This is a genomic window from Methylobacterium sp. UNC300MFChir4.1, assembly GCF_900110155.1.
GTDB lineage: Bacteria > Pseudomonadota > Alphaproteobacteria > Rhizobiales > Beijerinckiaceae > Methylobacterium.
On sequence record NZ_FOCS01000002.1, the window covers coordinates 273,478 to 288,355 of the forward strand.

General features: G+C 73.0%; 11 protein-coding genes. 6 read left to right on the plus strand and 5 right to left on the minus strand.

Annotation, left to right across the window (positions count from 1 at the left end; all coding sequences use genetic code 11):
- The first annotated feature begins 114 nt into the window (after positions 1–114).
- Complete coding sequence (locus BMY19_RS04685; RefSeq protein WP_100251004.1) at positions 115–366, plus strand: PilZ domain-containing protein; 252 nt, start codon at positions 115–117, stop codon at positions 364–366.
- A gap of 115 nt (positions 367–481) precedes the next feature.
- On the opposite strand, the gene BMY19_RS04690 is transcribed toward BMY19_RS04685, so the two are convergent.
- On the minus strand, positions 482–1,771 hold the full coding sequence (locus BMY19_RS04690; RefSeq protein ID WP_100251005.1) for a D-serine ammonia-lyase: 1,290 nt from the start codon (positions 1,769–1,771) through the stop codon (positions 482–484).
- Between the two features lie 108 nt (positions 1,772–1,879).
- Here BMY19_RS04690 and BMY19_RS04695 point away from each other — a divergent pair, with 108 nt between their 5' ends.
- The gene (locus tag BMY19_RS04695) at positions 1,880–2,833 is read left to right on the plus strand and encodes a LysR substrate-binding domain-containing protein (RefSeq protein WP_100251006.1); all 954 of its coding nucleotides are present in this window, start codon (positions 1,880–1,882) and stop codon (positions 2,831–2,833) included.
- 52 nt (positions 2,834–2,885) lie between these two features.
- Here BMY19_RS04695 and BMY19_RS04700 read toward each other — a convergent pair whose 3' ends face one another.
- Positions 2,886–3,776 (minus strand): LysR family transcriptional regulator, encoded by an 891-nt coding sequence (locus BMY19_RS04700; protein WP_100251007.1) that lies wholly within the window; start codon positions 3,774–3,776, stop codon positions 2,886–2,888.
- A 122-nt stretch (positions 3,777–3,898) separates the two neighbouring features.
- Here BMY19_RS04700 and BMY19_RS04705 point away from each other — a divergent pair, with 122 nt between their 5' ends.
- Positions 3,899–4,777, plus strand: a complete 879-nt coding sequence (locus BMY19_RS04705) for an SDR family oxidoreductase (protein ID WP_091677746.1) — start codon at positions 3,899–3,901, stop codon at positions 4,775–4,777.
- 53 nt (positions 4,778–4,830) lie between these two features.
- Here BMY19_RS04705 and BMY19_RS04710 read toward each other — a convergent pair whose 3' ends face one another.
- A complete protein-coding gene (locus BMY19_RS04710; protein ID WP_100251008.1) occupies positions 4,831–5,742 on the minus strand; it encodes a LysR family transcriptional regulator in 912 nt (303 codons plus the stop codon).
- 95 nt (positions 5,743–5,837) lie between these two features.
- Between BMY19_RS04710 and BMY19_RS04715 the strand changes: the two genes are divergently transcribed.
- Positions 5,838–6,932, plus strand: a complete 1,095-nt coding sequence (locus BMY19_RS04715) for an aldo/keto reductase (RefSeq protein WP_100251009.1) — start codon at positions 5,838–5,840, stop codon at positions 6,930–6,932.
- 55 nt (positions 6,933–6,987) lie between these two features.
- On the opposite strand, the gene BMY19_RS04720 is transcribed toward BMY19_RS04715, so the two are convergent.
- Complete coding sequence (locus BMY19_RS04720; RefSeq protein WP_100251010.1) at positions 6,988–10,191, minus strand: glycosyltransferase family protein; 3,204 nt, start codon at positions 10,189–10,191, stop codon at positions 6,988–6,990.
- A gap of 32 nt (positions 10,192–10,223) precedes the next feature.
- Positions 10,224–11,219, minus strand: coding sequence for a glycosyltransferase family protein (locus BMY19_RS04725; protein WP_100251011.1), 996 nt, complete (start codon positions 11,217–11,219; stop codon positions 10,224–10,226).
- A 158-nt stretch (positions 11,220–11,377) separates the two neighbouring features.
- Here BMY19_RS04725 and BMY19_RS04730 point away from each other — a divergent pair, with 158 nt between their 5' ends.
- Together BMY19_RS04730 and BMY19_RS04735 are read left to right on the plus strand one after the other, a co-directional pair.
- Positions 11,378–13,075, plus strand: a complete 1,698-nt coding sequence (locus BMY19_RS04730; RefSeq protein ID WP_170862905.1) for a hypothetical protein — start codon at positions 11,378–11,380, stop codon at positions 13,073–13,075.
- A complete protein-coding gene (locus BMY19_RS04735) occupies positions 13,075–14,859 on the plus strand; it encodes a glycosyltransferase (RefSeq protein WP_100251013.1) in 1,785 nt (594 codons plus the stop codon). Before BMY19_RS04730 ends, BMY19_RS04735 begins: the two co-directional genes overlap by 1 nt.
- Positions 14,860–14,878 lie beyond the last annotated feature (19 nt).

Below are 14,878 nucleotides of genomic sequence, written 5' to 3' on the forward strand. Positions count from 1 at the left end.
GAGACTTCGGTATTAGCCACCTCGACGCGAATTTTAGGCGCAATTGAGTTCAGTTCGTAAACCGGCCCTTGATCGGTCGCCGCTTATGCTCCGGCGCTCTAGCGCGGAGTACTTATGGACAACCAGCGCAACGCCCGACGCGTCTCCGTCAACCTGAGCGGATGCATCTCGGTGTCCGGCCATCCCGCCATCCCCTGCGTGGTGCACGACATGTCGCGGTGGGGTGTTCGCCTCCGGCTCGTCGGGACCGAGCGGGTGCCCCCCGCGTTCACGCTGACGATCGACGCCACCGACACGGTGATCGGCTGCGAGACGGTCTGGAAGAACGCCGACGAGATCGGGGCCCTGACCGACCTGATGGAGTGAGCGACGGCCGGGTCTGGCCCTCACTTTGAATCGGCCGCGGATCGCCTGGCGATCGGGCACGATCCAGGAGCCGCGGCCGCGCGGTCTCGGTTTTTGAGAAGACGTCCAGCGCGCCTCAACCGCGGGCGAGGGCCGCCTCGAATTCCTCGGCCGGGAGGTGCGCGCCGCCGGTCGTCCAGATCACGTGGGTGGCCGCGGCACCGACCGCCGCGGGCAGCGTGGCGGCGAAGCGCCCGGCCGCCGCGAAGCCCGCCGCCGCGGAGGGCTCCAGGCGCAGGCCCGCCTCGGTCCACATCACCCTGAGCCAGCGGTACAGCGCGTCGTCGGGCACCGTGACCACGGCGGCCACCAGCTTCTCGAGCGTCCGGGCCACCAGCATCGACGCGGAGGCGCAGGCCAACCCGTCCGCCGCGGTGCGGTTGTCGAGGCCGACATCGTAGACGCTGACCGGGCGGTCGAGACCGGCCGCGAGCTGGACCAGCATGCACGGGGACGCGACCGGCTCGACGAAGACCGGGTGCACGGCGTCACCGAACAAGAGCTTCAGGCCGAAGGCGACGCCGCCCGGCGCGCCGCCCACGCCGCAGGGCAGGTACACGAACAGGGGATGCGCCGGCCCCACCGCGATCCCGGCCTCCGCGAGCTGGCGCTGAAGGTCGAGGGCCGCGGCCGCGTAGCCGAGAAACAGGTCGACGGAATCCTCGTCGTCGACGAAATGGGCGTCCGCGCGGCCGGCGAACGCGCCGCGGGCCGCCGCGACCGCCGCCCCGTAATCACCGCGATGCTCGACGACGCGGGCGCCGAGTTCGCGCAGGCGCTGCTTCTTCCACGCCTTGGCGTCGTGGGACATGTGGACCTCGACCGCGAAGCCGAGCGAGCGCCCCATCAGGCCGACGCTGAAGCCGAGATTGCCGGTGCTGCCGACCGCGATCACGTGGCGGGCGAACAGGGCGCGGAATTCCGGGTCGGCGAAGGCGGCGTAGGATCGCCCCTCGGTGAGCAGCCCGGCCCGCGCGGCCAGATCCTCGGCATAGGCCAGGACCTCGTAGACGCCGCCGCGCGCCTTGATGCAGCCGGTCACCGGCAGCGCGTGGTCGGCCTTCACCAGCACGCGCCCGTCGGCGCCGTCCAGGACGTCACGGGACAGGCGCTCTTCCAGCGGGACGAGCGGCGAGTCGATCCGGCCAGCGCCCTCTTCGGGGAAGAGGCGCGCCAGGAGCGGCGCGAACCGCTGCCAGCGCGCCACGGCCGCGTCCACGTCGGCACGGCCGGTCGCGAGTCCGGGCAGGACGGACGCGGTGGCGTCCAGCGCCGGGTTCATCCAGACCGTGGGGCTGGCGCGCCTGACCGCCTCCGGAATCCGGTCGCCCGAAAGTCGAGTCTCCATCCCGCCGACGGCTGCCATGGCGCTCCCGATCCTGCCCGGTTTGTCCGCGCCGACCCTGCGCGAGCGGCGCTCATGCGGCCAATTATATTCTCTGGTGCGGTCTATTAGGCCCGCTTATGATCGGGCATGCCCGTGAGGCTCGACGCGCGCCTGGCCGGCGACCTGTTCTTCTTCCGCGTCCTGGTCGAGGCGGGCGGCTTCGCCCGTGCGGGCGACCGCCTCGCCGTCACGCAGAGCGCGGTCACGCAGCGGATCCAGCGGCTGGAGCGGCGCCTCGGTTACCCGCTACTCGAGCGGGGCACCCGCGAGATCCGGCTGACTGCCGCGGGTCATCACCTGTTCGCCGCGGCGCGGAGCGGCTTCGACGGGATGGGCGATGCCCTGCTCCGGGGGGAACGGCGCGAGGGCCGGGCGACGCTGCGGATCAGTTGCGTCCCCTCCCTGGCCTCGGAATGGCTCGCGCCAAGGCTGAAAGCCTTCAGCGACACGCATCCCGACATCGACGTCGCCGTCTTCGGGGAGACCCACGACCTGGATCCGGGACGCATGGCGCAGTCCGGTATCGACGTCGCGATCCGCTACGGCCCGGCACCGCCTCCCGGTGCGACGGTCGTCTTCGACCATCCCGAGCCGGTCTACCCGGTCTGCGCCCCGGCCTACCGGGATGCGGCGGATCCCGGCGGGGCCGTCGTCCTGCTCCACGACGCGACGCCGTGGGAGGCGGCCGCGAGCGTCTCGGAGGAGTGGGATCGCTGGATACGCGTCCACGGGGCGCCCTGGGGCGGCCGCGTCCAGAATCTCTACTTCAACCTCGCGCAACTGGCGCTGCGCGCCTCGCTCGGCGGCTCGGGCATCGCCCTGGGGCGATCGCTGATCGTCGCGCCCTATCGCGCCGACGGGCGCCTCGTGCCGGCTTGCGACGAAGCTGTCATGAACGGGCTCCGGTACTTCGTTCTCGTGCGTGCCCTGCCACCCGCGGGGCCGGCGGCCGCCTTCGTGGACTGGCTCGGCCGGACGATGGCGGGTCCGCCGGGCTCGCCCGAGGCGCCGCGTCGGGACGGCGCGGCGGAATGCGGATAGGGCACCGTCCCGCGCGCGCCGCGCTCGGTGCCCCTCGGTTCGAACGCTCGATCTACCGCCGGGTGGGTCGATCCGTCGACAGCGCGGCTGCCAGATGGGCGACGAAGGCGTTCACCTTGGGACTGACCAAGCGCCGGGACGTGTGGAGCGCCCACAGCTCCGTCGGCGGCCCCTCCAGCCAGCCCCAGCAGGCGAGGCGTCCGGCCGCGACGTCGCCCCCGACCAGCGAGCGCGGGAGCAGCGCCGCGCCGGCGCCCGCCACCACGGCGTCGCGCAGCATCGGCAGCGAGGACAGGCGCAGGACCGGCACGGGCGCGTAGGACCGGCGCGTCCGGCCGTCATGGACCTGCCACGTCTCGTCCTGACGCGGCGTCCAGCGCACCGCCGCCGGCACGGTCGCCGCGTCGGTCGCGGCCGACGGTTCGGGACGCGGGACCTCGGGCGGCGCCACCAGCCAGAGCTCGTCCCGCAGGACACAGCGCCCGACGAGGCGCTCGTCCGGCTTCGGATTGACCCGGATGATCACGTCGAAACCCTCCTCGATCGGGTCGACGAACCGGTCCTCGGCGGAGATCTCCAGCTCGACCTCGGGATAGGCGCGGGTGAAGTCCGCGGCGACGCGGCCGAGCTGCGTGTCGGACAGGAGCAGCGGCGCACTCACCCGGAGCCGCCCACGGGGTCGGTCGAGGCCGCCACCGACGACGGCGCCGGCCTCCGCGATCTCGCTGAGCAGCGGCCCCGTCCGGGCGTGGAGGAGCGCCCCCGCCTCTGTCAGGCGCAGGCTGCGCTCGCCCCGCTCGATCAGCCGCGTCCCGAGGCTCGCCTCGAGCTCGGCGACGCGCCGCGACAGCGTCGCCTTCGGCCGCCCGCTCGCCCGGGCGGCGCGGCCGAAGCCGCCGTGGCCGGCGACGAGATTGAAGTCGGCGAGCGCCGCGAGGTCCATGTGCTGTTCCAGATCCGGGACACCCAGTCCCGATCTTGCCGACTATGGCTCAGAAAAGGAACGGCGCATCTTCGGGTCATCGGCGGCCCGCTCGGGGCCGCCCCGCATCCAGGAGATCCGCCATGACCATCCTCGTCACCGGTTCCACGGGCCGCATCGGCTCCGCCGTCATCGATCATCTCGTCGCCGAGGGGGCCGCCGTGCGCGCTCTGACCCGCTCGCCCGAGAAGGCGCGATTCCCCTCGGGCGTCGAGGCCGTCCGCGGTGATCCCGCCGACATCGACGCGATGCGCGCGGCGCTGGTCGGGGTCGACACCCTGTTCCTGCTCGTCGCCAACGCGCCGGACGAGCTGACCCAGGCGATCACGACACTCAGCCTCGCCCGCGACGCGGGCGTGCGCGGCATCGTCTATCTCTCGGTCTTCAAGAGCGAGGCCTTCGTCGATGCCCCGCACTTCACCGGCAAGCACGCCGTCGAGCGGATGATCGCGGCCCTCGACCTGCCCGCCACGGTGCTGCGGCCCTCCTACTTCATGCAGAACGACCTCGCCCAGAAGGAGCCGCTCCTCGGGGCCGGCCTGTTTGCCGTGCCCCTCGGGCAGGCCGGCGTCTCGATGGTCGACGTGCGCGATATCGCCGAGGCGGCGGCCAACGCGCTGCTGCGCCGCGAGCGCGCGGCCGACCGTCTTCCGGCCGAGACCTACGACGTCGTCGGGCCGGACGCCCTGACGGGCGACGCCCTGGCGGAGATCTGGTCCGAGGCCCTCGGGCGCGCGGTCCGCTACGGAGGCGACGATCTCGACGCGATGGAGCAGCGGCTCCGGAGCTTCGCCCCCGCCTGGCTCGCCTATGACCTGCGGGTGATGATGCGCCGCTACCAGGAGGACGGCGCCGTCGCGACCGAGGCCGAGGTTGCGGACTTCGCGAGGCTCCTCGGCCGCAGGCCGCGCAGCTACCGCGACTTCGCGGGCGAGGTCGCCCGCGACTGGCGGGGCGCCTGAGCGGGGAGGCCCCGCGGGTACGGTCTCGCAGGCACTGTCACGCAGGCCTGGTCTCACGGGCAGGGAGGCGACGGCGCCTCCCGCCACCGCAGCGCGTCGATCAGGCTGCGCAGGGCGGGCGTGACCTGCCGGTCGGGGTAGTAGAGGTGGCAGCCGGGAAACGACGGACACCACGCGTCCAGCGCCTGGACGAGACGGCCCGCGGCCAGGTCGTCAGCCGCCTCGTCCTCCAGCATGTAGCCGATCCCGGCACCGGCCCGGATCGCGGCGGCCGCGAGCCGGCCATCGTTCACGACGAGCTGGCCGGCCGCGCGCACCCGGATCTCGCGGCCGTCGCGAGCGAATTCCCAGGGCAGCAACCCGCCGCCGCCGACGAGCCGGTAGTTCACGCAGCGATGCGCTTCCAGGTCAGCCGGGCTCTCCGGGCGCGGATGGCGGGCGAAGTAGTCCGGGGTCGCGACGACCACCGTGCGCAGGTCGGGTCCGACCCGGACCGCCACCATGTCGCGCTCGACCGTCTCGCCGAAGCGGATCCCGGCGTCGAAGCCGGCGGCGACGATGTCGGTCAGGGGGTCGTCCACGATCACCTCCACCGAGACGGCCGGGTGGTCGATCAGGAAGTTGGGCAGTCTGGGTTCGAGGATCGCCCGCGCGGCGTACGCGAAGGTCGTCAGCCGCAGCCGCCCCGACGGCGCGCCGCGCCACTCGGCCAGCGCGTCGAGCCCGCGCGCGACGTCCTCGAGCGCGGGGCCGACCGACCGCAGCAGCCGCTCGCCGGCCGGAGTGAGCGCGACGCTGCGGGTGGTGCGGGCCAGCAGGCGCACGCCGTGACGCGCCTCCAGAGCCCGCATCATGTGGCTGAGCGCGGAGGGCGACAGCCCCATCTCCGCGGCCGCCCGCGTGAAGCTGCGATGGCGCGCCACCGCCGCGAAAGCCGCCAGATCGTCGAGGGTGCCGCGCCGCATTCCTGAACTGTGCTCACAGGCGCATGCGGAATACCACGGCTAATCCCGATCCCGACGCCGGACTACGTCCCAGTCCTCAACAGTGAGGTGCGGCGATGGATCTGAGGCACTATCGAACCCTGGGACGCTCGGGTCTGGCCGTGAGCCCCCTTGCGCTCGGGACCATGACCTTCGGCGCCGCCCGCTGGGGCAGCGACGCGACGGTCTCGGCGGCCATCTTCGACCGTTACGTCGAAGCGGGCGGCAACTTCCTCGATACGGCCGACGTCTACGCGGGCGGCGCGAGCGAGACGATGCTCGGCGACCTGATCGCGGCGCGCGGTCTGCGCGACCGCCTGGTCGTCGCGACGAAGTCCGGCTTCCCGCGCGCGCAGGGCACGCCGCTCGCCGGAGGCAACAGCGCGCGGAACATCCGCTCCGGTCTCGAGAGCTCCCTGCGCCGTCTCAGGACCGGCTGGATCGACCTGTACTGGACCCATGTCTGGGACCGGACCACGCCGCCGGAGGAAGTCCTCCGGGCGCTGACCGACGCCGTCGCGCGCGGCGACATCCTGTATTACGGATTCTCGAACGCGCCCGCTTGGTACGCCGCGCAGATCGCCGCGCTGGCCCGTGCCCACAGCCTTCCGGAACCCATCGGCCTGCAATACGCCTACTCGCTGCTCGACCGGGGCGTGGAACTCGACGTGCTGCCCGCGGGCCGCGCCCTCGGGCTCGGGCTGGTGCCCTGGAGCCCGCTGGCGGCCGGCCTGCTGACCGGCAAGTACGGGCGCGAGAAGCTCGCTCTGGCCGGTCCGGCAGGCTCGCTCCCGGACCGGGCCGGCGACGCGGCCGAGGGCGGCAGCGACGGCCGGCTCAACGGCGACAATCCCTTCGGCGGCATGCTGTTCACCGAGGCGAACTTCGCGGTGGTGGACGTGCTGCGGGCGGTCGCCGCGGACGTCGGCCGACCGATGGCGCAGGTGGCGCTGGCCTGGGTCGCGCGGCGCCCCGGCGTCGCCTCGGTCCTGGTCGGGGCGAGCCGCCCGGAGCAGCTGGCGCAGAACATCGCCGCCCTCGAGGTCGTCCTGACGCCCGAGCAGCAGGGCCGCCTGGATGAGGCCGCGGCTCCGCCGCAGCTCAATCCCTACTTCATCTTCGAGTTGCCGACGTCGCGCATCTTCGGCGGTGAACGGGTCGAGGCGTGGTAGACCCGCGTCCGGGGTCGGCTCGGGGGATCGAGACCGGGCTTGCCGGTGATCCCCGTCACTCCGAACGCGCCACCTGCGTGCGGAACAGCGTCGCGAGGGTCCGCAACGTCCTGTTGTGCGGCTCGGCGAGGGACACCGTGTAGGCGCCCGGATCGATGTTCGGGACGGAGGCGGTGATGCGCACCGTCCGCTCGTCGATCTTGAGGACGGGCGCCCGCCACGTCTGACCGTTGGTGCCGCGGAACACGGCCAGCGTCTCCTTGCCGAGCCGGGGCGCGGTCCCGGGGAACGCGACTTCCGCGGCCCAGAGCTGCCCCGGCGACACGCGGAGCGCGTCGCCGGCATCCGGCAGGCTGTGGTGCAGATCCGGGACGTGCGGCGGCCCGCTGACGAGATGGCGCGGCTCCGGAACGAAGCGCGCCGGCGGCTCGGTGTCGGGGGCGATGAAGATCGAGGCGACGTCTTCGAGGATGCGCAGGCTACCGTCGGCGATCTGGACGATCGCGAGCGCGTAGCGTCCGAAGGACATCCCCGCGACGTCGATCTGGCCGGTGAAGCCGGACGTCGCGGCGGCGGGTTCACCGTACCACTTGGCCACGTCCGGACGGAGATCGCTCTGCAGGGCGACCCACGATGTCCCGGTGCGACCCGTCAGCCGCAGGTAGATCGCCTTCGGCGCCGGCCCGGAGACGTGCAGCCAGCCGCGCAGGAACACGGAGGCCCGCGCGACGACCGACGAGAGATCCAGGCTCCGGTTCAGGCGCTCGTCCGTGCGCAGCACGTCGAGGCTCCAGCCGCACTCGCTGCGCCGGACCGGCCTCAACGTCAGGCGACGGAACGCGTCGGGCAGCTCCGGAACCGGGCGCGCGCGCGCCGCCGCCATCACGGTGGGCGACGCCTCCGGCGCGCGGGCCGCCTCATCCCACGCGATCGCCGCGCTGGTCCAGGAGGCGGCGTTCGTCCGGTATCCCAGGGTCTCGAGCCGCAGATCGAAACCGTGCCGCAGGTGGCTGGGAACGCGTCCGTGGCGCAGCGGCCGCGCCCCGATCAGGCGCTCGTAGAGGGCGCGGACCGACCCGAGGTGGCCGTCGGTGTCGGGGAAGGATTTCCGGCTGATGGAGGCCTGCATCCGGGCGAGGCGGGCGCGATCGTAGTGCAGCGCGATGAGGCGCGCGCGGACGGCACCGGCATCGTCCGGCGGGACCTTGAACCCGTCGACCCCGTCCTCGACGCGCTCGGCCAGGGCCCCGATATCGGCGACGACCGGGACCAGGCCCGCCTGCCACGCCTCCGTCAGCGCGATGACGAACGTCTCGGGCCAGGTCGAGAGGTGCAGCGAGACATCGCAGCCGGCCAGCAGGCCGCCGATCGCGTGCTGCTCGTAGGCGCCCGTGATGGTGACCTGATCCGGTCCGAAGCCCGCGACCGCCTCGCGGTACGGGTCGTCGATGCGGCCGATCACCTTAAAATGGATGGGATAGGCCTCGCAGCTCCGGATCAGGTTGATCGCCTGCTGACCGCCCTTGTGGGCCGCGAGATTGCCCAGGATCGCCACGGTCAGCCGATCGCCGTTGCGCCTGCGCCTGGACACCGGCCGCGCCCCGGCCGGCGCGGTGTTCGGCGCCACCATCGGGATCTCGACGATCCGGTCGGCGGGGATGCCAGGGAAGTAGCGCCGGAGGTACCCCGCCGTGGCGGGCGTGCTCGTGACGAAGGCGTCGATCGCGTCGGTCACCAGGGTCATCATGCCGTCGCGGCGCGCCTTGGACCCGGGCGGATACTGGTTTCCCGAGACCAGGCACGCGTCGCACTGGTCCGCCCCGCGATTGACGACGTCGCAGAACCGGCCGGTATGATCGAGCAGCAGCCAGCGCTCGCAGATCAGGAAATGGTCGTGCAGGTGGTAGACGGTGGGTATGCCGCAGGCCCGCGCGATCAGCGGCAGCGACAGCGGGACGTGCATCAGGTGATGGATGTGGACGAGGTCGACCTGATGCTCGAACAGCAGCCTCTGGAAGATCCCCTCCACGAACGGGTCCGTCGAGAGCGGCGGCGTGACGGGACCGCAGGCGAAGCTCTCCGCGATCCCCGGGCCCTCGAGCCGGAGCGACCAGCGCCCGTCGCCGAAGATGGAGAAGAGGAACAGGACGCGGTACGGCTCGCCGAGCTCGGTCAGCAGTTCCTGATAGACCTCGACCCCGCCGCCGGGACGATGCCCCATCCGGTTGTGGGTGAGCATCAGGACCGTGCGGGGCGCTGACGGTTCGAGGGGCGGCCGGCGCGTCTGCGTCCGGCGCCGGTCGATCACCGCGTCCAGGATCGTCGCCACGCGATGGTCGTAGAGGTGTTCGACGCGGGTCCGCGCCTGCGCGGCGCGCGCGCGCGCGATGCGGGCCTCCGGCTCGGTCAGGGCCGTCAGGATCGCCTCGACCGCACCGGCCTCGTCGTCGCAGAGCGCGATCTCGGCGTCCGGCGTGTAGTAGGCGGCCGTCTCCGGCTCGGGCGACACCACGACCTGGTAGCCGCCGGCCAGCGCCGTCTCGAACAGCCGCGGCGGCGGCGTCGAACCGGTCGCCTGATCGGCGCGCGCCGCCGAGAAGATCCGGGGCAGGGTGAGCACGACGCGACTGCGGTTCGCCAGGAGGGCGAAGTCGCGGTTGCCGCAGCGCCAGTCCGTGACGAGCGCCTCGTCCTCCAGCTCCGGCGGACCGATATGCGCGTTCCACGGCAGCGCCAGCTTGAACTTCACGTCCCGCGGCAGCTTGGCCGAGAGCGCGTTCAGGGTCGCGACCCTGTTCGGCCACGCCGTTCCGATGAAGAGGAGATCGTAGCGGTAGCGCGCGTCGTCCTCGAGAACCGGGAGATCGTGGAAGAGCGAGGAGGCGCCGAGGGCGAGGTGGTGCGCCCGGCCCCCGTAGGCCGGGACCGTGGCAAGGTCGTTCGTGAAGACCAGATCAAAGACCCCGGACCCGCGCACGTTCGCTTCGCGCTCGTACGGATCCTCCGTAGTCCAGAGCACGCTGGTCCGAGCGAGCCCCGCGAGGCGACCGACCAGGGGCGCGTGCGCCCGCGCGCCGCCGAAAGCGATCAGCGTGTCGAGACCCTGCTCGACGAAGGCGGCCAGGGCATCGCCGTGCCCGCCGACATGGACCCGGCCGACCGCGGGATGCCGGCGCAGCGCGTCCGCGATGGCGAGCACGAGGTAGCGGTTGTGGGTCTGCGGCTCGGTGTCGAGCAGCAGGATCGACAGGTCGGACATGCGCGGTCTCGTCCGTCTCAGCGGCGGCGTGATCAGGCCGGGACCGTCAGGCGGCTCAGATCGAGCAGGCGCGCCGCGCGATGCCGGTAGGTGTGCTCGCGGAGCGCCCGCGCCTGCGCCCGGCGCGCGATCGCCTCGATCGCGGCGGGCTCGTCGAGCGACCGCTCGATGGCGCGCGCGATATCGGCCGAGCCGTCCACCAGCAGGATCTCCGTGTCCGGCTCGAAATGCGCGCAGATTTCCAGGCCGGTGACGAAGAACAGCTGCGCCGAGCCCGACAGGGCGACCTCGAAGGTGCGCGGTCCCGGCGTCGCCTGCGGGAGCGACAGCCGGCGATTGGCCACGTCGAGGTCGCGGCCGATGTTGAGCGTCAGCCGCGCCGCCGCGGCGTAGTCGGCCATCTGCGCCGGCGTGAGGCGGCGGTTCACCGCGCATCGGAGCGTGTCCGGCCACTCGGCGCCCAGGATCTCCACGACGTGCCGGCACAGGAGATCGTCGATCCGGCGCATCAGGGCGACGCGGTTCGGGTAGGCGACGCCGCAGAAGAACAGGACTGTCTCCCGCTCCGCCACCGGGGCGATCGGCCGGAAATGCCGGTCGGGCGCCGCGGCCAGCGGCAGGTGGTGGACGTCGGGGTGCCGGTAGTGCTGCGCCGCCCAGGAATCATTGCTCACGACGATGTCGGCGTAGAGTTCCGCCTTGAAGGCGTAGTCGAACTCGTACGGGTCGTCCGTCAGCCAGAAGATCAGGACGGCACCCACGGCGTCCGCGGCGCGCCGAAGCGCGCGCAGATCCGCCAGGTCAGGCACGAGACTTCCGACCGCGATCACGACATCCGGCCGGGTCGCCCGGACCGCCGCGACCGCCAGTTCCAGAGGGGTGTGTCTGACGCGCTCGGCGCCGAGCAGTTCGGCGAAGCCCTCGGCCAGATCGCTCCGGATCCCGGGATTCCTGTTGAGCGCATCGGGGAAGGTGCTCGTGACCAGGACGTGCGGCCCGGCCAACGAGATCGCGCTGACGAAATTCATCCCTCGTGACCTCGGCGAGACGGGCCAGTTTTAATTGCAGGTTAATGCCAATTGTAAGTAGACACGCAACTGTCGCATGTCCATTTCGTCGATTAATTTCCCCCAACGACTTGGCGATTGGGTAATTTCGGGCAATTCAAAGTTGGCAATCAGGAAGTATGGCACGGGATGAAGTGGCAATAGGCGCGCCGCACCCGCCGCGCGAGCCCTGCGCCGAGGCGTTGCGCCCCTTCCTGCCGTGGTTGACCGGCACGCTCCTGCTGCTGGGCCCGAAGCCCGACGCGGGGAGCCGCGCGCGCTGGGCTTCCGACGCCACCCTCGTCACCACGGCGGATGGCGCCGACCTGCCGGCTTCCGCGCTCTTCGATGGCGTCGTGCTGACGGGGCTGCTGTCGTGTCGCGACGACGGGGGCCGGGACGCGCTCGACGCGACGATCGCCTGGGCCCAGGAACGGCTGCGGCCCGGCGGGCGGCTGATCCTCGTCATCGACAACGCCCTCTCGCTCCGAGGACTCGCTGCGGGCTCCGAGACGGTGGGGCAGCGCGGCTTCCCGAGCCTCGAGGGACGCCTCAGGTCGGACGGCCTCCGGCTGCCCACGCGGGCAGGCCTGAAACGGTCCCTGCAGGCCCGCGGCCTGGCCTATCAGGAATGGTGGTTCCCGTTCCCGGGGCGGGAGGAGCCCGTGAGCTTCATCGCCGAGCGGGGCCTCGCGCGGCCGGGCGGGTTCGATCCCGGAATGCTCGCGATCGGCGCGGCCGGGCCGGATCCGGCAGCCCGCGCGGGCGCGCTGTTCTCGCCGCGGCGCGCCTGGGCCACGGTGGCGGAGCAGGGGCTCATCGGCGATCTGGCGCCCGCCTTCGTGATCGCGGCATCGGCGGAGCCGCTGCCGCCGGACGACCGGCTGGCGATCCACGCGGGTTTGCGCCGCCGGCCGGAATTCGAGCGGCTGGTGACCTTCGCGGAGGCTGGGTCGCAGATCGCGGTGCGCCGCGCGCGCGCGTATCCCGACCTTCCCGCCGCGGTTCGAGGCGTCACGAACCTGTTGCCGTCGGAGACCTACGTGCCGGGCTCCCTCTGGTCTGAAGTCTTGGAGGCGCGGCTGGCGCGGGAAGGCTGGTGCCCGGACGCCGTCGCCGCCTGGGCCGGGACGTGGCTTCAAGCCGTCTCGCGCCGCTTCGCGGCGGGAGCGTTGCTCGAGACCCAGACGATCCTCCCGGGACCGGCCCTCGACGCCATCCCGAAGAATCTCGTCTCGGGCGCCGACGGCACGTTCATAGACCTGGAATGGGAGCTCGGGGGCCCTCTGGACGCTGGCCACCTCGCCGTGCGGGGCCTCGTCAACGCGCTGACCGATGCACGAGACTGGCGTCCCGGCGGGCCGTCCACGCTGACCCTTCTGGACGCCCTGCGCGCCCTGCTGCCGCGACTCGGGCTGGCTCTGGACGATGCGCAACTCGCCGACCGGCTGGCCCGGGAAAGCCGTTTCCAGACGATCGTCAGCGACCGGGTGACGGAGCGCGGCCTGGACTGGGCGGCGGCGACGCGCCTGCCGGTCGGCGAAGAGACCCGGATCGACGCGGATCCGCGCGCGGCGCTCGCGGAGGCCTCCGCGGAGATCGCGCGGCTGCTCGAGGAGAATGCGGCCCTGCGCGCCGCGCGCGCCGCCGACGCCGCCGCGCACGAGGCCGCCGCGCGCGAGAGCGTCCGCCGCACCGACCGAGTGATCGCCTACGCGGCCGAGATGCACCGCGCGCGCGACCACCTCCAGGGCACCCTCGACGCCCACCGCGCTTCGGCCGGCGACGGCAGCCGCCTGTCCCTTCGCCTCCTGCGTCTCATCAGAGGAACCCCGTGATGCGGCTGCTTGTCGCCTGTGACCACCTGGCGCTGACGGGCGGCCTGCTCCGGTTCGAGCGGGTCGGGCGGGTGCTCGCGCGTCGCGGTCACGCGTTCGCGTACCTGACCCTGGGCACCGGCGAGGACGGGTTCGAGACGCGGCTGCCCGTCCTGCACCGCGAGGACGCCGCGCGCGCGAGCTGGGACGCCGTCATGGTGCCCGGCGGCGGATTCCCGGATGCCACGATCGAGGGCTTCGCGGACCTCCGGGCCCCGAACTTCGGCGCCCGGATCCAGCACCTCCTCAACGCGCCGGTGCGGCGCGACGCCTACGCGCGCGTCACGCGGACCCTCGCGCCCGACCTCGTCGTGGCGAACAACGGCCACTGGGACGACGCCGCCCTCCAGGCCCTCGGCCTGCCGTGGCGGCGCCTCGTCGGTGCGGTCGATAGCGGGCTGTTCGCGCCGCCCGTCTCGCCGCCCGCGCGCGGCGCGCGGCGCCGGCTCGGCGGCATCGCCAACAAGCGCCCCGCCGCGCAGCTCGCGGCGCTCGACAGGCTCGGCGACGCGTGGGCCCTGCACTGGTTCGGACGGCCGGACTGGGGGCTGGTGGGCGCGCGCGCCGATCTGGTGGCGTCGGGCCGCCTCGTCGTGCACGGGCCGCTGCCCGAGTCCGACCTGCCCGCGTGGTATCACGGGCTCGACGCGTTCTGCAGCGCGGAGGCGCATGCCGGCTGGTGCAACCCGGCCGCGGAAGCGATGGCCTGCGGCACGCCGCTCGTCGCGACCGTGCACGGCACGCTGGCTTTCGCCGAGGACGGCGTCACGGCCCTGGTGGTGCCGGACGGTCCGGACGCGGCGCTGGGCGCGGCCATCGCGGAGGCCGTGGACAGGATCGCGACCGATCCGGCCGGCGCCGCGTCCCGGGCCGAGGCGGGACGGGCGCGGATCCGGGCGCTCGACTGGGACACCTACGCGGACGGCCTGCTCGCCGTCGTCGCGGAGGCGATCGCGCTGCGGGCGGGCCGGACCGATGCGGCGCGCCCGTCCGGCCCGCCGCGCGAGACCGCGCTGCGCCTCGCCGACCTCGCGAGCCGGGACGGGCCCCTGCCGGAGGATTTCGACGCCCTCGGCTATATCCGGCTGCACGCCGACCTCGCGGCGCTGTTCGAGCACGCGTGGCAGGGGCAGCTGCACTACCTCGAGCACGGCCGTCGCGAGGGCCGCATCTACCCCTCGAACCTGACGCGGGCCCAGCAGAAGGCCGCCCAGGCCTCGCGGATCGCGCTCGCGGTCGACGGGCTCGACGGCTCCGGCAAGTCGAGTATCGCGCGGCACGTCGCCGAGGCGCTCGGCGCGACGGTGCTCAACCCGTTCAGCGGTCCGGTCGGCGCCATCCTGGTCCACCTCGCCCGGACGGGGCAGCACGCTCTGGCCGACGACTTGGCGCACGCGGCCGTGGCGGCGGCGATCGCCAACGCCCCGCCGGGACCGGTCGTGTTCGACCGGCACTGGTTCACCGCCTCGCAGCTCCTCTCGCCGGCCTTCCGTCCGGGCTGGGAGCCGCGCCCGTTCACCGTCATGTGCTGGGCCGACCGTCCCACCACCATCGCCCGCATGGTCGCGCGCGGCGTCCCGAACCCGTCGGAGCACATGACCGAGGCCCGGATCGCCGGCTATCGGGCGCTCGCGGAGGAGTTGCGGGTGCCGCTCCTCGACACGTCCCGCATCGCGCCGGAGGAGGGGGCCGCGCAGGTGCTGGCGATGCTGGGCGAGAGCGGCGACACGGCGCGGCGCGCGTGATCGCCGCCTCGCGGCGCGG